Raw genomic sequence first — 21,234 nt, 5'->3', positions numbered from 1 at the left:
CCCCGGAGTCGATCACCGCGCGAGGAGCCGGCCAGCGGCCGGCACTACCGATGGCGTTACTTCGCTTTCAGGACCACCTTGGTGCTGATCGCGGTCTCGTTAGGGATCGTTTTGGTGTCGGCCCAGTCGCCGCCGCCCACGCCGAAGTCGAGGCGCTTGACCGTGGCCTTGCCGGCCAGCACGGGCTGCGCGCCCGGCGTCCAGGTGAAGGTCAGGGTGACCGGCTTGCTCACGCCGCGCAGTTCCAGCGTGCCGTCGGCGGCGTACTGGTTGTTGCCCAGCGAGCGGAACTTGGTGGCGCTGTACTTGGCCTGGGCGAACTTGCCCACGTTGAAGAAGTCCGCGCCCTGCAGGGTCGAATCGCGGTCGCTGTTGCCGCTCTTGGCGCCGGCCAGCGGAATGGTCACTTCCAGCTTGGCGTCATCCAGCTTGGCCGGATCGAAGCTGATCTTGGTATCGAAGCCCGGGAAGGTGCCGGTGAACACTTCGCCGTCGTACTTGGTGGCGAAGGCCAGTACCGAGCCAGGTGCCTGCACGTAATCGGCGGCCAGGACCGGGGCGGTGGCCAGCAGGCCGGCCAGGGCGGCGGCGACCGCGGCGGGGGAGGTGAGCTTGATGTTCATGGTCAATCCTTCTGGGGGGAGGCAAGCCAGCGCTGCGGGAGCATGCGCGCAAGCGTGGCATCGCGTTGGTAAAAATGGTGATAAAGCGCGGCACCGGCATGGGCCACGACCACGGCGATCAGCAGCCAGAAGCCCCACTCATGGATGGCGTGCGAGATCTGGGTGACGCGTTCGTCCGGTGGGCTCAGCTTCGGCACGTCGATCAGGCCGAACCAGCGGAACGGGCGCAGGCCGCTGGCCGAGTCGTACAGCCAGCCCGACAGTGGAAGGGCGAACATCAGCACGTACAGCAGCCAATGCGTCGCCGAGGCGATGCGCTCCTGCCAGGTCGGCGTGCCCGGCACCGGATGGGGTGCGCCGGCGTACAGGCGCCACAGCAGGCGGGTCACGACCAGCGCCAGCACGGTGATGCCGATCGATTTGTGCAGGGTGTAGACCCAGAAGTACTTCGGGGTCCTGGGCAGTTCGCCCATGGTCAACCCGACGATGCCGAGGGCGAGGATCAGCACGGCGATCAGCCAGTGCAGGGTCTGGCTGACGCCGCCCCAGCGGGTCGGAGTGTTCTTGGCGGTCATGGCGTGGTCTCCTGGACCGGCTGTGGGGTGTCTGAGTCGGCCGGGGCGGCCGGAGTTCCCGGCGCATCGGTGGGCGCGGCATCAGCCGGATCGCCGGCGTTGCGATCACGCACGGCTTCGGCCTCGATCCGCAGCTGCACCTCATCGCCGATCATCGAGGCCCAGCCATCCACGCCGAAGGCACTGCGGCTGAGCGTGGCGGTGGCCGAGAAGCCGGCGGTACGGCGGAACGGTGGCAGCGGGTGGCGTTTGAGCGCATTGAGGGTCACCGCCAGGGTGACCTCGCGGGTGACGCCACGCACGGTGAGCTGGCCGATGACGTTGGCGTGGGTCGGATCGATCGGTTCGACCCGGGTCGAGACGAACCGCGCTTCGGGGAAGCGCTCGCCATCGAGCAGGTTGCGCGCCAGCGTGGCCGTGTTCCATTTGGCGTCGCCCAGGTCCAGGCGCTGGATCGGCACGCTGACGTCCAGCCGCGCCGTGCGCCAGTCGTCCGGATCGAACACCAGCACGCCTACGCTGCCGGACACGGTGCCGAGTGCATGCGAGAAGCCGGCATGTTCGACCGCGAACAGCACGCGGGTGTGCACCGGATCGAGCCGATAGCGGTCAGGGGCGGCGATGGCCAGCAGCGGGGTGGCCGCCAGCAGCAGGGCAAGGGTCAGGCGCGTGAGCAAGGCGCTGGCTCCGTCGGGGTCTGGGGCGATCATACGCACAGCCGTGTGCCGGGATGCAGCGCATGGCTGCAACAGATCGTGGTGCGGCCGACAACAGCCGTTCCATCCACGGCAGCGCGGCCAGGATGCGGACACCGTCCTGATCGCTGTGTGACAATCCGTACCAACAGGGAGACCGGATCGATGAGCACGCGCCGCTGGGGTGCAGGCATCGTGCTGTTGGGGCTGTGGTTGTGCGCAGTGCCGTCAGTGTTGGAAGCCGCAGGGACATCGGCAGAAACGCCACGCTTGCGCCGCCTCGGCGCGGCCGAGGGCATGCCCTCGCGCATGGTGCTGGCCTTGGCCCAGGATCGGCAGGGATATATCTGGGCCGGTACCGATGATGGCCTGGCCCGGGTGGATGGCGTGGGCCTGCGGGTCTGGCGGAATGATCCGGCCGACCCGGGTTCGCTGCCCGGCAACGAGGTGGAAACGCTGCTGATCGATCCACTGGATCGCGTCTGGGTGGGCAGCAACGGGGTCGGCCTGAGCATGCTCGGTCCCGACCGCGCCGCGTTCACCCGCTTTCCTGCGTTGGGCGAGGCCTGCGAAGGCCAGTTCTGGTCGCTGGCGTATGCCTCGCAATCGTTGTGGATCGGCACCAACCAGCACGGCATCTGCCGGCGCGGCGAGGACGGCACCCTGGTCAGGTACCAGGCCGCCCCGGACGATCCGCGCAGCCTGCCCGACAACACCATCTACAGTCTGTTGGCCGATCCGCAGGGGCGGGTCTGGGTGGGCACCTCCAACGGCGTGGCCCGCTGGGATGGCGACGGCTTCACCCGCATCGCGCCGGCGCTGCTCGGCGGCAAGAGCGTGTTCCGCCTCACCCGTGAGCCCGACGGCACGGTCTGGGCGGGAACCGAAGGCGGCCTGTTCCGGATCGGTGCCGATGACCAGGTCCGGCCCGCGCCCTGGACGCTCAGCGCGGACGTGCGCGCGGCCACCGTCATCCACGATCGCAACGGCGGCTACTGGCTGGGGACGGCCGATGGCCTGTACCGCGGTGATGCGCGCACCGCACGCTTGCTTGCGGGCGATGCCGGCAGTGGCTTCCTGACCGCCCGCAGCGGCGTGCTGGACATGCTGCAGGACCACGAAGGCGGCCTGTGGGTGGCGATGCTGACCCAGGGGCTGGCGTATCTGCCACCGGACTGGAAGCGCTTCTCCAGCTGGTACCAGCTCGACGGCAAACCGCTGGACAGCGTCTATCTGCTCGGCGCGGCAGCGCTCGGCGACACCTATTACATCTCCGGTGCGCACGGCCTGTACACGTTGGATGCGCAGGGCCAGCTGCGGCAGATCGCCGACGACACGCAGATCGGTGTGGGCGCGACGTGGTCGCTGCTGCCCCGCGAGGACGGCGCGGTATGGCTCGGCCGCGCCGGTCGGTTGAGCCTGTACCAGCCCGCGACACGCACGCTGCGCGACTGGAAGATCGGGGGCGGCGCCGATGTGCGCCAGCGCATCGACCTGATCCGCCAGGCGCCCAACGGCGAGCTGTGGCTGTCGGTGATGAACTTCGGCATCCAGCGCCGCGATGCACAGGGCAACGTGCTCGATACCATCCGCAATGACCAGAACCGCGGATTGACCGAGAATCCGGTCGAGCAGATGGTGTTTGATCCGCGCGGGCAGCTCTGGGTGATGGGCGACGCGATGGGCCTGATGCGATGGCACAACGACCGCTTCGAGCAGGTGCCGGGCATCTCCCGCGGCAGCATCTACGACGCGGCGTGGACCGGCCAGGATGAACTGTGGCTGGCACGCCAGGGTGCGCTGGAGCGTTATCGCTGGGATGGCCTGAGCATGAGCCTGCGCGAACGCGTCGGGGCGGCCGAGGGACTGCCCGCGGTTTCGATGGGCGGCCTGGCGCTGGGTAGCGATGGGCAGGTATGGGCGACCACGCCACGCGGCCTGATCCGCTGGAACAGTGCCGAGCGGCGGCTGCGCCTGTATGGCGAGCGCGATGGCTTGCCGGACGTGGAGTTCAGCAATCGCCCGCCGGTGCAGGCGCGCGATGGCCGGGTCCTGGCGGTGACCGCGACCGGGCTGGTCGGCTTCGATCCGGATGCGGCGGACAGGGTGCTGCCGCCCTCGCAGCTGGTGATCGACAGCGTGCAGGTGCGCCGCGACGATGCCGAAGGCCAGCAGATGCTGCCGACCCAGGCGCCCATCGTGCTGGGACCGCAGGACCGCGACCTGATCGTGTCCGCCCGCCTGCTGTCCTTCGCCAATCCGCAGGGCAACCGCTACCGCTACCGGGTGTCCGGCTACGACCAGAATTGGGTGATGCAGGCCGCCGATGGGGAGCGGATGCTGTCGCGCCTGCCGGCGGGGCATTACCGCATCGAGGTGCAGGCGGCCACGTCGCAGGGCGCGTGGACGCCGCCGAGCACGCTGGAGCTGGAGGTGCGCCCGCCGTGGTGGCGCAGTGGCTGGGCGATCGTGGGCTACGTGCTGCTCGGCCTGGTCGGCATCGCGGTGCTGGCCTACGTGGCGCGTGCGCGCCTGCGCCGTCGCCAGCAATGGCAGTTGACGGTGCACAAGCAGCAGTTGGCCGAGCAGGCCTCGCAGGCCAAGAGCCGGTTCCTGGCCACGCTCGGGCATGAAGTGCGCACGCCGATGACCGGGGTGCTGGGCATGAGCGAACTGCTGCTGTCCACGTCGCTGGACGAGGTGCAGCGTGGCTATGCCGGGTCGATCCAGCACGCCGGCAAACACCTGCTGCGGCTGGTCAACGATGCGCTGGATCTGGCCCGGATCGAGGCGGGGCGGCTGGAGCTGGATCTGCGGCCGTTCGATCTGATGTCCCTGCTCGACCAGGTCGAGGCGCTGATGGAACCGATGGCCCATCACCGTGGGCTGGCCTTCGAACGCAGCTTCAATCTGCCCGGTCCGGTGCAGGTCAGTGGCGATGAGATGCGCGTACGCCAGATCCTGATGAACCTGCTCGGCAACGCGATCAAATTCACCGAGCACGGCCATGTCGGGCTCGGTGTCGAGCTGGCCGACGACGGCCGCACGATCATCTTCGAGGTCTCCGACACCGGGCCGGGGATCAACCAGGACCAGCAGGAGCGGCTGTTCCATCGCTTTGAACAGGCCGACGGTCCGCGGACCGCCTCGCGCTATGGCGGCAGCGGCCTGGGCCTGGCGATCTGCCAGGAACTGGCGGTGGCGATGGGCGGCCGCATCCAGATCGACAGCCGGCTCGGCGATGGCGCCCGCTTCACGGTATCGCTGCCGCTGCCCTGGACCGTGCAGCCGCTCGGCACGCCGCGTGATCCGGGTCAGGAGACGCGCACGCAGTTGCCGCCGCTGCGGATCCTGCTGGTCGAAGACGATGCCACCGTCGCCGATGTCATCGCCGGGCTGCTGCGCTCGCGCGGGCACGAGGTGGTGCATGTGCTGCACGGCCTGGCGGCATTGTCGGAGGTGGCAGCCGGCAGCTTCGATGTGGGTCTGCTCGATCTGGATCTGCCGGCGCTGGATGGCCTCGCGATTGCCGGGCAACTGCGCGCCATGGGCTATGAACTGCCCTTGATCGCGGTGACTGCGCGCTCGGATGCGTATGCCGAGCAGCAGGTGCTGGCGGCCGGATTCAATGGCTTCCTGCGCAAGCCGGTGACCGGCGACATGCTGGTCGATGCGATCGCACAGGCGCGCGCGGGCAAACCTCCCCGGTATTGAGCGGTCGCATGCTGTTGCGATTGCCGATTCGTCTTGATTCCTGATTGTTGATCTGAAACTTCACTGGTCATCATGTGACGTGGTCCCGTTCTGGACGGCTGCGTTCGCGCGGCGTTGACGTACCGTGCTGTTCAAGCAGCGGAGGCGGTCGGGGTGCGTGTGGCAGGAGGCCGATCCGAACCGGTGGGCCGGCGGTGGGTGGGGGTGATGCTGGGGGTCATCCTCTGGCTGCCAGCGCTTGCCGCCGCCGGCACCCTGGTCACGTTGCCGTGGCCGCGGCCGATGGGCCCTGCAGACGCGCTGCCGACCTCGGCCATCCGTGCGATCGGCGAAGACCGCGTCGGCTACCTGTGGTTCGCCAGCGATGACGGCCTGCTGCGTTTCGATGGCCATCGCTTCCGCGCGTGGCGCCGTGAGCAGGGGTTGCCGGACGTGGACCTGCGCGCGCTGCATGTCGATGCACAGGATCGACTCTGGCTGGCGACGGCCTCGGAGGGACTGGTCATGGTCTCCGCCGATCGGCGCGTGATCCAGCCGGTGCCGGGCGACGCGAGCGTGCTGTTGCCGCGCACCGGGATCGTGCAGATCACCAGCACGCCGGAGGGGATGCTCTGGGTCGGGACCAACGGAAACGGGCTGTTCGCGCGGCATGCCGATGGCCGTTGGCAGGTCGTGCCGCTGCAGCCGCAGGCCGTTCCGGTCGCGCGGGTGACCGCCCTGGTCACCGATCGCGATGGCCGGCTCTGGGTCGGTACGCCCGAGGGCGTGCTGCGGCGCGAGGGCGACCGCTTCCTGGCCGTGCCGTTGCCACCGGATGCGCGCGGTGATGTTCACTCGCTGTGGCCCGATCCCGACGGGGGCGTGTGGGCGAAAACGCGAGGGGGCGTGTATCGCTGGACGGCCGACGGTGCAGTACTGCCCCGGCCCGCGCACCCCGACATACCCCTGCTGCGCAGTACGGCGGGAGAACTGTGGACCAGCGGAGCTGCGGGCCTGCTGCGCCATGCGCGCGGCAAAGCGCCGCAGCCCGTGCCATTGCGCGGGCACGATGGCACCACGCTCAAGGCCGCCGCGGTCGGTCAGGCCCTGGAAGACCGGGTCGGGGGCCTGTGGTGGATCGGTCGCAGCCAGGGGCTGTGGCATCTGCCCGCGCGCTGGCACCAGTTCACGCTGCTGCCGGGCGCACGCGACGGCGGACCGGGACTGGACGGCGACCATGTCCTTGCGCTGGCACCCGCCGGCGACGCGCAGGTGTGGGTGGCCAGCGAGAGCGGCAGCGTGCAGCGCGTGGACCTGCGTACCGGGCGCGCCGACCGTGGCTTCGACTACCGCCCCGCGCGTCTGCGCACGGGTGCCGTGGGCATGGCCGAAGATCGCCGCGGCCAGGTATGGGTGACCAGCGGCAACACGTTGTCCCGTTACGTGCCCGGTACCGGCCGGTTGCGGCACTGGTTGCTGGGGTGGGAGGGCGGTACGGGCGCGGTGGACCTGCAGGCCTGCGGCGACGGCTCGCTCTGGCTGGCCCGCTCGGACCGCATCCAGCGACGCGATGCCGAGGGCGCGCTGCAGTGGTCCGCCGTGCCACAGACACTTGGCCTGGTGCCGCCGGCGCACGGCCCGCAATTGCTGTGTACCGACGATGGCGAGCTGTGGGCGGTGGATCGCAGCGGCGTGAAGCGCTGGCTGCCTGCACAGGAGCGCTTCGCCTCCGTCGAAGGCGCACCCCGTGACGAGGTGGGTGCGATCGCACGCGGCGGGCACGGCCACTATTGGATCAGCAGTCCGGGCATGCTGCGCCGCTATCGGTGGGATGGGCAGCGGCTGCGCATGACGCACGGTTTTGGTCCGGCGCATGGGTATCCGCAGCTGCTTGCACGCGCGCTGGTGATCGACGCGCGCGGTGTGGCATGGGCCGGCGACGCGCGTGGCCTGGTCCGCGTCGATCCGCATGCGGGCGGTGTACGTCGTTTCGGCAGCGACGATGGCCTGCCGGCGCATGATGTGTTGCCACGTCGGCTGGTGCGAACCGCCGGCGACCATGTGGTCGCAGCGGTGCATGAGGGCGGTGTGCTGTTCTTCGACCCGGTGGCCGTGCTGCGTCCGGCACGAACGCCGGGCCTGGTAATACACGCCATTACCGCCCGTCGCGGCAACGCGCAGATCAGCGTGCCGGTCGGCACCGGGCCAGTGCCGCTGTCGGGGGCGGACAGGCACATCCGCGTCGCCGCGCGCCTGCTCAGCGATGGCGATCAGGCCCATGTGCGCTACCGGTTCCGGCTGCAGGGGCATGATCCGGAGTGGCAGGAAAGCGGTGCCGCCGGGCTGCGCGTGTTCGAACGTCTCCCGGCAGGTCTGCAGGTGCTGGAGGTACAGGCCCGTCAGGGCGACGGAAGCTGGTCGCCGTCGCGCCGGGTCACCTTGCAGGTCGCGCCGGCGTGGTGGCAGACGCCGCTGGCGCGGTGGGCCGCCGCAGCCGCCGCGATCGGCGTGGCGTGGCTGGGGGCGTGCGGCTATAAAACGCGTCGCCGGCGGCAGCGGCGCTGGCGCTGGCTGCACGGTCGGCAGCAGCATGCCGAACGCGCATCCGTACAGCACACCCGCTTCCTGACCGCGCTGGGCGCGCGCATCCGCGTGCCGATGACCGCCGTGCTGGGCTGGAGCGAACTGCTGCTGCGCGCGCCGCTCGCCGCGATGGAGCGCAACCGGATCAACAGCCTCCATTACGCCGGCGAACACCTGTTGCGGCTGGTGGATGATGCGCTGGACATGGCCAGCATCGAGTCGGGACAGCTGCAACTGCAGCCGGCACCGTTCGCGCTCCAGGATCTGATCGAAGAACTGCATGCGCTGTTGTTGCCGGTGGCACAGGCCAAGGCGTTGGTGCTGGAGTGGTCCAGCACCATGCCGGCGTCGATCTGCTTCATCGGCGATGCGCGACGCCTGCGCCAGATCCTGCTCAACCTGGTGGGCAATGCTCTGAAGTTCACCGCGCAGGGCACGGTCCGGCTGGAAGCGCGGTGGGCGGACGGGCGTGATGGCGTGCTGCTGCGGGTGCTCGATACCGGTCCCGGCATGACGTCCGCGCAATGCCAGCGGCTGTTCCAGCGCTTCGAACAGGCCGAAGGTGCACGGACGGCCGCAGGCCATGGCGGTAGTGGCCTGGGGTTGTCCATCTCCCGCGATCTGGCGCTGGCCATGGGCGGCGACATCACCGTCAGCAGCCGTCCCGGCGAGGGCGCCTGCTTCGACGTCTGCCTGCCGTTGCCCTGCGTTGAGGCCGGTGAGGCAGGCACGCCGTTGTACGCGCGTGCAGAACCCATCGGTGCCGGACAGTTGCAGGTGCTGGTGGTGCATCCGTTGCCGGTGGTCGGCCAGGTGCTGCCGGCAACGCTGGCATCGCTGGGGCATTCGGCGCGATATGTGCCGGGGCTCGATGACGTGCCGAGCGCAGCGGGCGAGGGCATGGGCTGGGATGTGATCGTGGTCGACCCCGACCTGCGCGTGGGCGGTGAACGGGCGGGTGCGCGATTGTCGCGCTGCTGGCCGGGGGTGCCACGGATCGCCTTGACCCCGCGCGCGGATGCCGGGGCCCAGCGTGAGGCCATGGCAGCAGGTTTCGATGTGTTCCTGCGGCTGCCGGTGAGTCGGGCGGCGCTGGCCGATGGCCTGGCACGCTGCAGGCGCGTCGCATGAAGCACGGGCTGCGACGGCGATGGGTCGGTGTGCTTCTATGCGGGCTGCTGCCGGCGGTGTCGGCACTGGCGCTGCCGAGCCACGGTGCGCGCGTCACCACCGTGGACGGCCTGCCATCCAATGTGGTGCATCAGATCGTCGAGGACCGGCAGGGTTACCTCTGGTTCGCGACCGGCGATGGCCTGGCCCGCTACGACGGGAGTGGCTTCCGGGTGTGGCGCATGGAGCACGGCCTGGCCGACAACGAGGTGCGCAGCATGGCGCTGGATGCCCGCGACCAGCTCTGGATCGGGACCGCGAATGGCTACCTGCAGCGACTGTCGGCCGATCGCCAGCAGTTTGAGCGGTGGGCCGGGCCACGCGCGTCGGCCGCCGCGACCAGCCCGGTGCTGGCGATCCTGCCGATGGACGAGGGCAGCGTCTGGTTCGGCACCCGCGACGCCGGACTGTTCCGGCTGGGACCTGATCGCCGGCTGCGCCAGTACCTGCCTGGCGCCGGGGGCGGCGGCCTGCCGTCGGCACGGGTGAACCACCTCGCGGCCGATCCGCAGGGGGGGGTATGGATCGGCAGTGCGGCGGGTCTGGCGCGGTGGCATGACGATCGGTTCCAGACGCCGGCGATGCTGGGCGCCTCCCTGCTGCCGGTGACGGCGCTGGGGCGCGATGCGCAGGGCGCGATGCGTGTGAGTACCGCCGACGGCACCGAGGTGCGGTACCCGCCCTCGTTGCAGCCGGCACCCCGGCCCCGCGAACCGGCACGGTGGCTCGGCCCGAGCCGGGCTGGCGGAGACTGGTTTGCCGACGGCGGGCAGCTGTGGTGGCAGGACCGGCACGGGCAGGACCGCCATGCAATCACGCTGCCCCACCTGCACGGGCGCAGCATGCCGCGCATCGTGCGGGTGGTCGAAGACCGGCAGGGACGGGTCTGGTTGCTGGGCAGCCATCAGGGGGTGTGGCGGCTCGGCGCGCAGTGGCGGCACCTCGAGCGGTTCACGGCACCGGGCGATCCACCGGCCGCTGCGTCGGGCGGGCTGGCCGCCGCGACCGATGGGCAGGCGTGGTGGGCGCGAGGCGGGTGGCTGGGCAAGGTCTCACCGGTACACGGGTTTTCGCGGGCCCGGTGGTCCTACACGCAGAATCCTCTGCGTCCCGATCGCCACGCGGTGGTCGAAGACGCACAGGGCAGGGTGTGGGTGTTCGCGGCCCCGTGGTTGACCCGGATCGATCCGGCGCGGGGGGTGCGGCGGCGCTGGCGGGTGGGTGCGGACGATGCCGGGCCGGCGACGTCGACGCAGGCCGCCCTGCTGGCCTGCGATGGCGGGGTGTGGCTGGCCGGCAATGGTCGGCTGCAGCGGCGTGCGGAGGACGGCCAGGTCCTGCTCGAGCGCACGTATGAGGCAGTGCGGCTGCGTCCGGGAGGCACCCCGTTTGTCCTGCAATGCGACCCTGCCGGGCAGTTGTGGCTGGGCGACAGCGACGGACTCAAACAGTGGCAACCGGGGCACGCTCGCTTTGATCTCGTGCCGGGCGGCCCACGCCGCGCGGTCGGGGCGCTGCACCTGGCCGCCGACGGCCAGCTGTGGGCGGCTGATCCGGACGGCTGGACCGCCTTCCGGCGCGCGTCTGCTCGCCTGCATCGCTCCACACGCATCGACGCGACGCAGGGGCTGCCGGGGGTGCTGCCGCGGGGATTGGCCGATGCAGTTGATGGGGCGCTGTGGGCCACCACCGCGCGTGGCGTGGTGCGGCTGGCGCCCGACCGCCGCAGCGCCCGGTTGTACACGGTCGATGATGGCCTGCCGCCGATGGTGTTCGACCTCGGCCTGGTCGCGGTCGGCGGTCATCTGCTGGCGATGGATCTGGCCGGCGACGTGCTGGCACTGGATCCGGCCGGCATGACCGCGACCACCGACCCTCCGCTGCTGGTCATCGATCGTGTGCAGGTGCGTCGACAGCGGCGATGGATCGAGCTGCCTGTGGGCGATCCACTACGGCTCAACGCCGACGATCGCGACATCCAGCTGTCGGCAAGGCTGCTGTCCGGCGGCCAGCGTGGCGTGACCGACTATCGGTTCCGGCTGCGCGGGCAGGACCCGGCGTGGGTCCGCGCGGGACAACGCGGGACGCGTGGGTTTCCACGCCTGCCGGCCGGTGCCCATGTGCTCGAGTTCCAGGCGCGTGGCGTGGACGGAGAGTGGACGCCGCTGCAGCAGGTACGCCTGCAGGTGGACCACAACGGCTGGGCCCATCCGGGCGCATGGGCGTTGTTCTGCCTGGTCGCCATGGGCGGCGCGGTGCTGCTGGCAGGCGCTGTGCGACGCCACCAGGCGCGGGCGAACGCCCGGCGCGCAGCGACACGCCGGCAGGCGCGCGCCGAGCGGGCCGCGCAGGCCAAGGAACAGTATCTGGCCACGCTCGGCCACGAAGTGCGGACGCCGTTGACCGCCGTGCTGGGGATGAGCGAGCTGCTCCTGGCCGGGCCGCTGTCAGCGCACGCGCGGAAGCAGGTACTGCACATCGAGCAGGGAGGGCGCGCCTTGCTGCAGGTGGTCGACGAAGCGCTGGAGAACGCCCGGCTGCAGGCCGGAAAAGTACGTCTCCAGCCGCGTCGTTTCGCCATCGGACCCTGGAGGATGGACATGGAGGCCGCGCTGGCTGCCTGTCTGGATCTGCACGGTTGCCGGCTGTCGCTGGGCCCTCCACTACCGGCGGGTGCCTGTCGCACCGGCGATCCGGACCGGCTGCGACAGGCCGTCCACCTGCTCGCGCGGGAGCTCGCCCTGCAGGTCGGGGCGCCCCGCGTGACCCTGCGCATGGCCTGGCTGCCGGGCGGCACCGGCCTGCTGCTGGATATCATCGCGGTGCCCGGTGCGCTTCCATCGCCGGCGCTGGAAGCGGTGCGCGAGAGGTTGGCCGACGTGGACGTGCTGGCTGCTGCGATGCAGGGACAGCTGCGGGTGCTGCAGTTGCCCGATCATCGCTGGCAGGCCGTGTTGAGCCTGCCGCTGGCCGGTTGCGGCACGCAACTGCCCGATCCGCAGGTGACGGTGGCTGACCACGATGGCCTGCAGGTCCTGCTGGTGGAAGACGATCCTCTCGTGGCCGAGGTCGTCACCGGCCTGCTGCGCATGCGGGGTCACGCGGTGGTTGCTGCCGGGCATGCGCTGGCGGCGTTGACTGCGCTGGCCCGGCCAGGCACGCAGCTGATGCTGCTGGATCTGGATCTGCCGGGCATGGACGGACTGTCGCTGCTGCGGCTGCTGCGCCAGCGCGACCAGCGCCTGCCGGTACTGATCCTCACGGCCCGTCGGGATCCGGACCTGGAGGCCACGGTCACTGCTGCCGGGGCCGACGGTCTGCTGCACAAGCCGCTGCAGGGCGATGCACTGCACGCGGCGATGCAGCGGATCATGGCAAGGAACGTGGATCGTGCCGGCCCGGGGAACGGTTTACTATGCGGGGCGTTGCCCGATGACCGGGGTGGTCGGGGGTGACAGGCCCATTCCGGGCGACGGCAGTGAATCCACGGACAGACCCGGGAGAGCCATCAGGTGTTGCGTGTGCTGTGGCCGTTGCTGATCGGCCTGTGTGTGCTCTGGCCGGCGGTCGCGTCGGCCCAGCCGGTACCGCCGACGCCGCGGCAGCTGACCGTGTTCGATGGTCTGCCGTCCAACACCGTCAACCGCATGGCCGAGGATCGCTACGGCTACCTGTGGATCGCCACCAACGATGGCCTGGCCCGTTACGACGGCCGCAACTACCGGATCTGGCGCGCCGAGGATGGCCTGCGCGACAACCATGTCTGGAGCGTGCACGTGGATGCGCGCAACCAGTTGTGGATCGGCACGGAGAATGCCGGCCTGGCGATGATGTCGGCCGATCGGCGCGACATCCGCTTCTACGACCGCAACAGCCATCCCGGGATCGGCAGCAACACGATCTGGAGCGTGGCCTCCACGCCCGACGGCGCGATCTGGTTCGGCACCTACCAGGGCGGGCTGCATCGGCTCGAGCGCGACGGAACGCTGACCCGCTTCATGCCCGAGCCCGGCAATCCACGCAGCCTGCCGGCCGCCTCGGTCGGCTATCTCACCACCACGCTCGATGGCACGTTGTGGATCGGATCGCAGGCGGGCCTGGCGCGCTGGACCGGGCACGATTTCGAACGGGTGCCGAGCGCGCAGTTGTCGGCGCGCGTCATCACCGGGCTCACCGCCGAGCCGGACGGCAGCCTGTGGATCAACAGCAATGCCGGGGTCACCGTGCGCCGCCCGGACGGTCGCTTCGCGCCGGCGCCGTGGACGGTTGCCGAAGGTGATCAGATCCTGGGGATGATGCTGCGCGACGAACAGGGCGGGTACTGGCTCGACACGCGCTCCGGGTTGGGGCGCGCCATGGACGGTCAGTTCCAGCAGGTGCCGCTGTACAGCGCGATCGCCCGTGGCCAGGTGCGGCCGAACTGGACCGGCGCCTACGAAGATCGCGAGGGCGGCATCTGGTTGGCCAGCACCAACGGCGGGCTGTGGCACCTGCTGCCACGCTGGTGGCAGTTCTCGGTGCTCTCGCGGCTGGAAGATGATCCAGCATCACTGCGCAACGCCTATGTGCTGGGCATGGGCGCGGCCGCCGACGGGGGCGTGTGGACGGTCGGTACGCATGGCGCGTTGGACAAGTTCGACCCGGTGAGCGGGAAGGTCGAGCAGCACCGGACCTGGGTGGATGGCACGCAGTGGCTGCAGTCGGTGCTCGAGGACCCGCGTGGTCAGGTCTGGATCGGGTCCTGGGATGCGCTGCTGCGCTACGACCCCGGCCAGAAGCGGATCCGGCGTTGGGGGCGCGATGCAGCGGTCGATGCGCCGATGGAAGGCCCGATCGAATCCTTGGCACTGTGCGATGGCCAGCGCCTGTGGACAGCGTCGGCCAACGGACTGCAGCAACGTGATCTCGACGGGCGCGTGCTGCACCGGGTCGCCCTGGGCCATGCCGGGCTGAAGATCGGCCAGGGCGTGCTGGACATCCAGTGTGGCCCGCAGGATCGCCTGTGGGTGGCCACAGGGCAGGGTCTGCTGGAGTGGGTGGCGGCGGAGTCGCGTTTTGCGCCCTTGCCGGGCGGCCCTTCTGCCGGCGTCCACGCCATGGCGCTGGCCGGCGATGACAGTGTGTGGCTGTCCGAAGAAGGCAAGCTCTCGCACTACGGCTGGCAGGGCGATCGGCTGACCCTGCAGGAGGTGATCGGTAGCGGTGCGGGCTATCCGGCGATCACCGCGAACGGCGTAGTGGTGGACCGGCAGGGCGTGGTATGGGCGGCCAACGCACGTGGGCTGGTGCGGGTCGATCCGCAGGTCGGCAGCGTGCGCCAGTATGGCGTGCACGATGGCCTGCCCAGCCAGGAATTCCGTCGCCGCACGCTGACGCTGACCGCGAGCGGGCGCATCGTCGGCGGCACGCCAGCCGGGGTGGTGATGTTCGATCCCGCGCAGGTCAAGCCCGCCACGCGCCGTGCGCCGCTGGTGATCGAGCGGGTCGAGGTGCGCCGCGGCGAGCGCGTGCTGGACCTGACCCATGCGGTGCCGCTGGACATCGCCGATGGCGACCGCGATCTGCGGATCGTGGCGCGGCTGCTGTCGTTCGCCGATTCCACGTCCAACAACTACCGCTACCGCCTGGCCGGCTACGACCCCGATTGGGTGGAAGTGGGGCCCGGGGGCGAGCGTCTGTTCTCCCGCCTGCCGCCGGGCCGGTATCGCCTGGAGGTGCAGGCACGCTCGGCCGACCAGATCTGGTCGCGTGTGCAGGTGCTGGAGTTCCGGGTGCTGCCGCCGTGGTGGCGGAGCCTGTCGGGGCTGTTGCTGCTGACCTCCGTCGTGCTGCTGCTGCTCAGTCTGTTCGCCTGGCTGTACCGGCGCCGGCTGCAGCGCCGGCATGCCTACCAGCTGGCGCTGCAGAAGCAGGAGCTGGCCGAGCAGGCCTCGATGGCCAAGACGCGTTTCCTGGCGAACCTGGGCCACGAAGTTCGGACGCCGATGACCGGGGTGCTGGGCATGAGCGAACTGCTGCTGTCCTCGCCGTTGAACGCGCAGCAGCGCGGTTATACCGAATCGATCCGGCATGCCGGTGAGCATCTGCTGCACCTGGTCAACGATGCGCTGGACCTGGCGCGGATCGAATCGGGGCGGCTGGAACTGCAGGCGCAGCCGTTCCAGCTGCAGCGGCCGATCGACGATGTCTGCGCGCTGATGGCCGCGCTGGCGGGGCAGAAGGGAGTGCGGTTCGTGGTCGACAACACGGTGGCGCCCGGTACCCGCACCGTCGGCGATGAACTGCGTGTGCGCCAGATCCTGCTCAATCTGCTCGGCAATGCCGTCAAGTTCACCAGCCACGGCGAAGTGCGTCTGACGCTGCGCGCGATCACGCCCGGCCGCGGGCTGCATGTCGAGGTGTCCGACACTGGGCCGGGGATCAGTGCCGATCAGCAGGAGCGGCTGTTCCGTCGCTTCGAGCAGGCCGATGGCGCGCGCACCGCGGCGCAGTACGGCGGCAGTGGGCTGGGACTGGCGATCTGCCGCGAACTGGCGCTGGCGATGCAGGGACAGATCGGCGTACAGAGCCAGCTCGGCGTGGGGACCCGCTTCACGGTGACGCTGCCGTTGCCGCTGGAGCCGGGCACGACCGGCGCGCCCGGTGCCGCCGAGGGCGCGCAATGGGTGCTGCCGCCGCTGCGGATCCTGCTGGTGGAGGACGATCTGACGGTGGCGGAAGTGGTCAGCGGATTGTTGTCCGCGCGCGGGCATGAGGTGGTGCATGCCGAGCACGCATTGTCGGCGTTGCGCGAGGTCAGCGAGGCGCCGTTCGATGTGGCGCTGATGGACCTGGACCTGCCGGGCCTCGGCGGCATCGCGTTGGCCGGGCATCTGCGCAGCCAGGGCTTCGAGATGCCTCTGATCGCGGTGACCGCGCGGACCGATCCGTCGATCGAGCAGCAGGCCCGCGACGCCGGCTTCGATGCGTTCCTGCGCAAGCCGGTGACCGGCGACCTGCTGGTGGAGGCGATCGCGTTGGTCCTGCACGCCCCCCGGTAGCAGCGGACCGTTGCTCCGCTGAGGGTGACCCCGTCTCCCCGCGGTTACTCGGCGACCTCTTCGACGTCGCGCGGCGAGGGCCGCGTATCGGGCAGCTGCCAGAAGATCAGCGTGGAGGTCAGGGTGATGGCGCCGACACAGACGAAGGTCGCGTGCAGCGCGGCGGTGGCGCCGTGCGAAGCATCGAGGTGATTGAAGGCGGCCAGCAGGCTGCCGGCGGCGGCCGCACCGAACCCGGTGGCGAGCATCATCACCATCGACAGCAGGCTGTTGCCGGCGCTGGCGAAGTCGCGCTCGAGATCGCGCAGGGTGACGGTGTTCATGACGGTGAACTGCAACGAGTTGACGGCCCCGAACAGCGCCAACTGGACGATGCGGATCCACAGGGGCTGCCCCGGTGTCATGAAGATGAAGCTCGCCATCGCCAGACCGACCAGCACGGTATTGACCATCAGCACGCGGCGATAGCCGAAGCGTTCGACCAGTTTGACCGCGTAGCGTTTGGAAACCATGCCGGCGGCTGCCACGGGGATCATCAACAGGCCGGCGTTCATCGGGCTCATGCCCATGCCGACCTGCAGCAGCAGTGGGATGAGCAGGGGCATGGCGCTGCTGCCGATGCGCGAGAACAGGTTGCCGAGAATGCCGATGCGGTAGCTGGGGACGTGGAAGAGGGCGAGCGAGAACAGCGGCGCCGTCGAGTTGGCGGCGTGCAGCCAATAGCCGACCAGGGCGGCGAGGCCGGCGACGGTCATCAGCATGACCAGGGCATGGGGGGTGGCCATGCCGGAGATGCCGTCCAGCGCGAGCGAGAGCACGACCATGCCGAAGGCGAGCATCAGATAGCCGGCGATGTCGAAGCGGGTGCGGTGTTCGGCGTAGTGGTCGGGCATGATTTTCATGGCCGCGACGTAGCCGATGATGCCGATCGGGAGGTTGATCAGGAACACCCAGTGCCAGGAGGCGACTTCGACCAGCCAGCCGCCGAGCGTGGGCCCGATGAGCGGGCCGATCAGGGCGGGGATGGCGATGAAGCTCATGGCGCGGAGGAATTCTTCGCGGGAGACAGAGCGCATGACGGCGAGGCGGCCGACCGGCAGCAGCATGGCGCCGCCGATGCCCTGCAGGACGCGGGCGCCGACCAGCTGGTGCAGGGTCTGGGCGAGGGCGCAGGCGAGCGAGCCGAGGGTGAACAGGATGATGGCGACGAGGAAGGTGCGTCGTGTGCCGAAGCGGTCGGCGATCCAGCCGGAGGCAGGGATGAAGGTGGCGACGGCAAGGGCGTAGCTGAAGACGACGGACTGCATCTGCAGGGGGCTTTCGCCGAGGCTGCGGGCCATGGCCGGGAGGGCGGTGTTGACGATGGTGGAGTCCAGCATCTGCATGAAGATGGCCAGCGATACGAGCCACAACAGGGGCCGGATCGAGGCGTAGCTGCTGGTGGTCATGGTGCGGGCCTTCGTCAACGAGGTCGATATGATCGCCGATGTGGGATCAGGGTGTGGTCAAGAGCCGAAGCCGAAGCCGAAAACGTGATGCCGGGAATGCCATGGGTAGATCCACGCCATGCGTGGATGGCCGCGCGCAGCGCGGCAATGATCGGGGCCGATCAGCTGCGGACGGCGTGCTCCGTCCGTCTCGAGGGTGCACACGAGCGCAGGCGTTTCTGGATGCAGAACGCCTGCGTCGGTCATGCCCGGGTAGTGCCGGCCGCTGGCCGGCTACCTGCCGACGCCGATCAGCGTCGGCTCAAGCGATGCACTGCTTCCACCAGGACCTGCACGTGCTCGGGGTTCATGTCGGGAGACATGCCGTGGCCCAGGTTGAAGACGTGGCCTTCGCGGGAGCCGCCGTTGCCTTGGGCGTAGCTGTCGAGCACCTGCCCGGCGGCGCGTTCGATGGCAGCGGGGTTGCCGTACAGGGTGGTGGGATCGAGGTTGCCCTGCAGGGCGACGCGGCCGCCGGTGCGCGCGACGGCGTCGGCGAGGTCGAGGGTCCAGTCGACGCCGAGGGCGTCGGCGCCGGTGTCCGCCAGGGCGCCGAGGTGCAGGCCGGTGCCTTTGCCGAACAGGATCAGCGGGGTGCGCTCGGCGCCTTCGCCGCGCTCGAGTTCCTGCGCGATGCGGGTCAGGTAGCGCAGGGAGAATTCGCGGTACATGGAGGGGCTGAGGACGCCACCCCAGGTGTCGAAGACCTGCAGGACCTGGGCGCCGGCCGCGCGCTGGGCGGCGAGGTAGGCGATCACCGCGTCGGTGACGACCGAGAGCAGCTGGTGCAGGGCGGCCGGTTCGTTCAGGGCCATCGCCTTGATGCGGGCGAAGTCCTTGCTGCCGCCACCTTCGACCATGTAGCAGGCCAGCGTCCACGGGCTGCCGGAGAAGCCGATCAGGGGCACGCTGCCGTCGAGTTCGCGGCGGATCACGCGGACGGCATCCATCACGTAGCGCAGTTCGGTTTCCATGTCCGGCACGGCCAGCCTGGCGATGGCAGCCGCGTCGCGCACCGGATGGCGGAACTTCGGGCCTTCGCCTTCGACGAAGTACAGCTCCAGGCCCATCGCGTCGGGGATGGTGAGGATGTCCGAGAACAGGATCGCGGCGTCGAGGTCGAAGCGGCGCAGCGGCTGCAGGGTGACTTCGCAGGCGATGTCCGGGTTCTTGGCCATGGCCAGGAAGCTGCCGGCCTTGGCGCGGGTGGCGCGGTACTCGGGCAGGTAACGGCCGGCCTGGCGCATCAGCCAGACGGGGGTGCAGTCCACCGGTTCGCGGCGCAGGGCGCGCAGCAGGCGATCATGGCGGGAGGGGCTGGTCACGGAACGCTTCCTTGGGATCTGGTGGCGCAGGGCCGGAGGGGGGTGTGGCGGCGGTGGCCGCTCAGGGCGGCGCATCGCCGCTGGTGTAGGTCACGTCGTAGCCGCGATGCAGGTGTGCGTCGCGCGCTTTCTCGAATGCAGCCAGCGCCAGGTCTTCCTGCAGGTACAGCTCGCGGCGCAGTTGCCCGCGCCCGCCGATCGGGCCGGACTCGTGCAGCAGCTCCCAGCCCCCGAACAGGTCCGGTTGCAGGGTGAGCTGGAGATAGCGGGCCGGATCGGCACCGCGGGCGTGTTGGTGCAGGAAGACGCGCATGCCCCGATTGTAGCCGTGAACGCCGGACGCGGCCGTCAGCGACGGCGCGGGTGCGGCGTAAGGTCGCAGGCTCAGCCGGCGGCGAGCACGCGCAGGACGTCGGCCTCGTCGACGTCGGCGACGACCTCCGCGCGGCCGATGCCACGCCACAGCACCAGGCGGAGCCGGCCGGCGACGTTTTTCTTGTCCAGCCGCATCCGGGCCAGCAGCGCTTCGGGCTGCAGGCCGGTGGGAATGGCGACCGGCAGTTCGTAGCGTAGCAGCAGGTCGCGCAGCTGCGCGGTGTCGGCGTCCGCGCTCATGCCCAGCTGCGCGGACAGGCGTGCGGCCAGCACCATGCCGACCGCGACGGCTTCACCGTGGTTGAGGTTGTCGTTGCCCGGTGCGCCGTAGCCCTGTTCGGTCTCGATCGCGTGGCCGAAGGTGTGGCCAAGGTTGAGCAGGGCGCGCTCGCCTTTTTCCAGCGGATCGCGCGCGACGATCTCGGCCTTGTGCTCGCAGCTGCGCGCGATCGCCTGGGCCAGCGCCGTGTCATCACCCGCCAGCAGCGCGGTGTGTTCGGCCTGCAGCCACCGGAAGAACAACGGGTCGCGGATCGCGCCGTACTTGATCACCTCGGCCAGGCCGGCACGCAGCTCGCGCGGCGGCAGGGTGCGCAGCGCGGCGGTATCGGCGATCACGGCACGCGGCGGGTGGAACGCACCGACCAGGTTCTTGCCTTCGGGAATGTCCACTGCGGTCTTGCCGCCGACCGAGGAGTCGACCATCGCCAGCAGTGAGGTCGGCAACTGCACGCAGTCCACGCCGCGCATCCAGCAGGCGGCTGCGAAGCCGGCCAGGTCGCCGGCAACGCCGCCACCGAGGGCCATCACGCAGGCATCGCGGGTGGCGCCGAGGGCGGCCAGCGCGGTGATCGCGTCGCCGAAGTGGGCCAGCGTCTTGGAGGCCTCGCCGGCGGGAAGGACCAGCTCACCGATCAGCAGATCCGGGCGCACGGACAGCAGCGCCGACTTCACCCCGGCCAGATACAGCGGGGCGACCGACGAATCGCTGAGCAGCAGCACATGGCGGCCGCGCACGTGGCGGGCCAGCAGCTCGCCCTGGCCGAGCAGGCCCGGGCCGATGTGGATGGTGTAGGGGGTGTCGCCGCTGACGGCAACGGTACGCGGGGAGGCGGTCATTCGGGTGTTTCCTGTCGCTGCCACTGCGCGGCCAGGCGCAGCACCAGCTGCGCGGTGGCCTCGGCGGGCGTGTAGAGATCGGTATCCAGGGTGAGATCGGCCAGGCCCTGGTAGAGCGGGTCGCGGGCAGCGGCCATCTCGTGCAGGACCTGCTCGCGGTCCGGGCGCTGCAGCAGCGGGCGGCCGCGGTCGCGGGCCAGCCGCTCGAGCTGGGCCGGCACGCTGACCCGCAGGTAGACCACGAAACCGCGCCGGGCGATCGCCGCGCGGTTGTCCGGGTCCAGCACGGCACCACCGCCGGTGGAGACCAGTTGGCCGTGCCCGTCCAGCAGCGCGTGCAGGACCTGGCGCTCGTGCTGGCGGAAGCCGGCTTCCCCGGAGTGCTCGAAGATCGCCGGAATGCTGGCCCCGGTGCTGTCCACGATGGCCTGGTCGGCATCCACGAAGTCCAGCGTGAAGCGCTCGGCCAGCCGACGCCCGATGCAGGTTTTGCCGGCGCCCATCGGGCCAATCAGGATGAGGTTCGGAGCGGGATTCATTACCCTCGAT

Annotated in this window: 12 protein-coding genes; 4 read left to right on the top strand and 8 right to left on the bottom strand. The window is 70.1% G+C overall.

What is annotated here, in order from left to right:
* Nucleotides 1-56: 56 nt before the first annotated feature.
* Genes ABE473_RS16090 through ABE473_RS16080 form a run of 3 tightly spaced genes read right to left on the bottom strand, consistent with a single transcriptional unit; the run spans nt 57 to nt 1,908 of the window.
* A complete protein-coding gene (locus ABE473_RS16090; RefSeq protein ID WP_176990591.1) occupies nt 57-623 on the bottom strand; it encodes a YceI family protein in 567 nt (188 codons plus the stop codon).
* Between the two features lie 2 nt (nt 624-625).
* Nucleotides 626-1,198, bottom strand: a complete 573-nt coding sequence (locus tag ABE473_RS16085; protein ID WP_346490199.1) for a cytochrome b — start codon at nt 1,196-1,198, stop codon at nt 626-628.
* Entirely contained in the window at nt 1,195-1,908 is a 714-nt protein-coding gene (locus ABE473_RS16080; protein WP_346490198.1) for a YceI family protein, read from the bottom strand. The genes ABE473_RS16085 and ABE473_RS16080 overlap by 4 nt, the downstream gene beginning before the upstream one ends.
* Before the next feature lie 150 nt (nt 1,909-2,058).
* Here ABE473_RS16080 and ABE473_RS16075 point away from each other — a divergent pair, with 150 nt between their 5' ends.
* From ABE473_RS16075 to ABE473_RS16060, 4 genes are all read left to right on the top strand, one after another.
* Nucleotides 2,059-5,607: an ATP-binding protein gene (locus tag ABE473_RS16075; RefSeq protein ID WP_346490197.1), complete on the top strand. Its 3,549-nt coding sequence runs from the start codon at nt 2,059-2,061 to the stop codon at nt 5,605-5,607.
* A gap of 207 nt (nt 5,608-5,814) precedes the next feature.
* Nucleotides 5,815-9,300 carry an ATP-binding protein gene (locus ABE473_RS16070; protein ID WP_346490196.1) on the top strand — a complete coding sequence of 1,162 codons (3,486 nt, stop codon included), beginning with the start codon at nt 5,815-5,817 and terminating at the stop codon, nt 9,298-9,300.
* Nucleotides 9,297-12,794: a two-component regulator propeller domain-containing protein gene (locus ABE473_RS16065; RefSeq protein ID WP_346490195.1), complete on the top strand. Its 3,498-nt coding sequence runs from the start codon at nt 9,297-9,299 to the stop codon at nt 12,792-12,794. The genes ABE473_RS16070 and ABE473_RS16065 overlap by 4 nt, the downstream gene beginning before the upstream one ends.
* Before the next feature lie 57 nt (nt 12,795-12,851).
* Nucleotides 12,852-16,379 (top strand): ATP-binding protein, encoded by a 3,528-nt coding sequence (locus ABE473_RS16060; protein WP_346490194.1) that lies wholly within the window; start codon nt 12,852-12,854, stop codon nt 16,377-16,379.
* Between the two features lie 44 nt (nt 16,380-16,423).
* On the opposite strand, the gene mdtD is transcribed toward ABE473_RS16060, so the two are convergent.
* From mdtD to ABE473_RS16035, 5 genes are all read right to left on the bottom strand, one after another.
* Nucleotides 16,424-17,827 (bottom strand): multidrug transporter subunit MdtD, encoded by a 1,404-nt coding sequence (gene mdtD, locus ABE473_RS16055; protein WP_346490193.1) that lies wholly within the window; start codon nt 17,825-17,827, stop codon nt 16,424-16,426.
* A gap of 290 nt (nt 17,828-18,117) precedes the next feature.
* Nucleotides 18,118-19,191 (bottom strand): uroporphyrinogen decarboxylase, encoded by a 1,074-nt coding sequence (hemE, locus tag ABE473_RS16050; RefSeq protein ID WP_346490192.1) that lies wholly within the window; start codon nt 19,189-19,191, stop codon nt 18,118-18,120.
* A 61-nt stretch (nt 19,192-19,252) separates the two neighbouring features.
* A complete protein-coding gene (locus ABE473_RS16045; RefSeq protein WP_346478769.1) occupies nt 19,253-19,504 on the bottom strand; it encodes a WGR domain-containing protein in 252 nt (83 codons plus the stop codon).
* Between the two features lie 71 nt (nt 19,505-19,575).
* The gene (aroB, locus tag ABE473_RS16040) at nt 19,576-20,685 is read right to left on the bottom strand and encodes a 3-dehydroquinate synthase (RefSeq protein WP_346490191.1); all 1,110 of its coding nucleotides are present in this window, start codon (nt 20,683-20,685) and stop codon (nt 19,576-19,578) included.
* Nucleotides 20,682-21,224: a shikimate kinase gene (locus ABE473_RS16035; protein ID WP_179460337.1), complete on the bottom strand. Its 543-nt coding sequence runs from the start codon at nt 21,222-21,224 to the stop codon at nt 20,682-20,684. The genes aroB and ABE473_RS16035 overlap by 4 nt, the downstream gene beginning before the upstream one ends.
* Nucleotides 21,225-21,234 lie beyond the last annotated feature (10 nt).

The sequence above is a fragment of the Stenotrophomonas sp. TWI700 genome, from assembly GCF_039673645.1.
In the GTDB taxonomy this organism is placed as follows: Bacteria; Pseudomonadota; Gammaproteobacteria; order Xanthomonadales; family Xanthomonadaceae; genus Stenotrophomonas; species Stenotrophomonas maltophilia_AA.
The sequence above is the reverse complement of the archived record's forward strand: the minus strand, read 5'-3'. Positions and strand labels throughout refer to the sequence as shown.

What these genes read in the sequence shown, in the direction of transcription:
- ABE473_RS16090 (WP_176990591.1), bottom strand. Translation starts at nt 623, where the DNA reads ATGAACATCAAGCTCACCTCCCCCGCCGCGGTCGCCGCCGCCCTGGCC.
- ABE473_RS16085 (WP_346490199.1), bottom strand. Translation starts at nt 1,198, where the DNA reads ATGACCGCCAAGAACACTCCGACCCGCTGGGGCGGCGTCAGCCAGACC.
- ABE473_RS16080 (WP_346490198.1), bottom strand. Translation starts at nt 1,908, where the DNA reads ATGATCGCCCCAGACCCCGACGGAGCCAGCGCCTTGCTCACGCGCCTG.
- ABE473_RS16075 (WP_346490197.1), top strand. Translation starts at nt 2,059, where the DNA reads ATGAGCACGCGCCGCTGGGGTGCAGGCATCGTGCTGTTGGGGCTGTGG.
- ABE473_RS16070 (WP_346490196.1), top strand. Translation starts at nt 5,815, where the DNA reads ATGCTGGGGGTCATCCTCTGGCTGCCAGCGCTTGCCGCCGCCGGCACC.
- ABE473_RS16065 (WP_346490195.1), top strand. Translation starts at nt 9,297, where the DNA reads ATGAAGCACGGGCTGCGACGGCGATGGGTCGGTGTGCTTCTATGCGGG.
- mdtD (WP_346490193.1), bottom strand. Translation starts at nt 17,827, where the DNA reads ATGACCACCAGCAGCTACGCCTCGATCCGGCCCCTGTTGTGGCTCGTA.
- ABE473_RS16045 (WP_346478769.1), bottom strand. Translation starts at nt 19,504, where the DNA reads ATGCGCGTCTTCCTGCACCAACACGCCCGCGGTGCCGATCCGGCCCGC.
- aroB (WP_346490191.1), bottom strand. Translation starts at nt 20,685, where the DNA reads ATGACCGCCTCCCCGCGTACCGTTGCCGTCAGCGGCGACACCCCCTAC.
- ABE473_RS16035 (WP_179460337.1), bottom strand. Translation starts at nt 21,224, where the DNA reads ATGAATCCCGCTCCGAACCTCATCCTGATTGGCCCGATGGGCGCCGGC.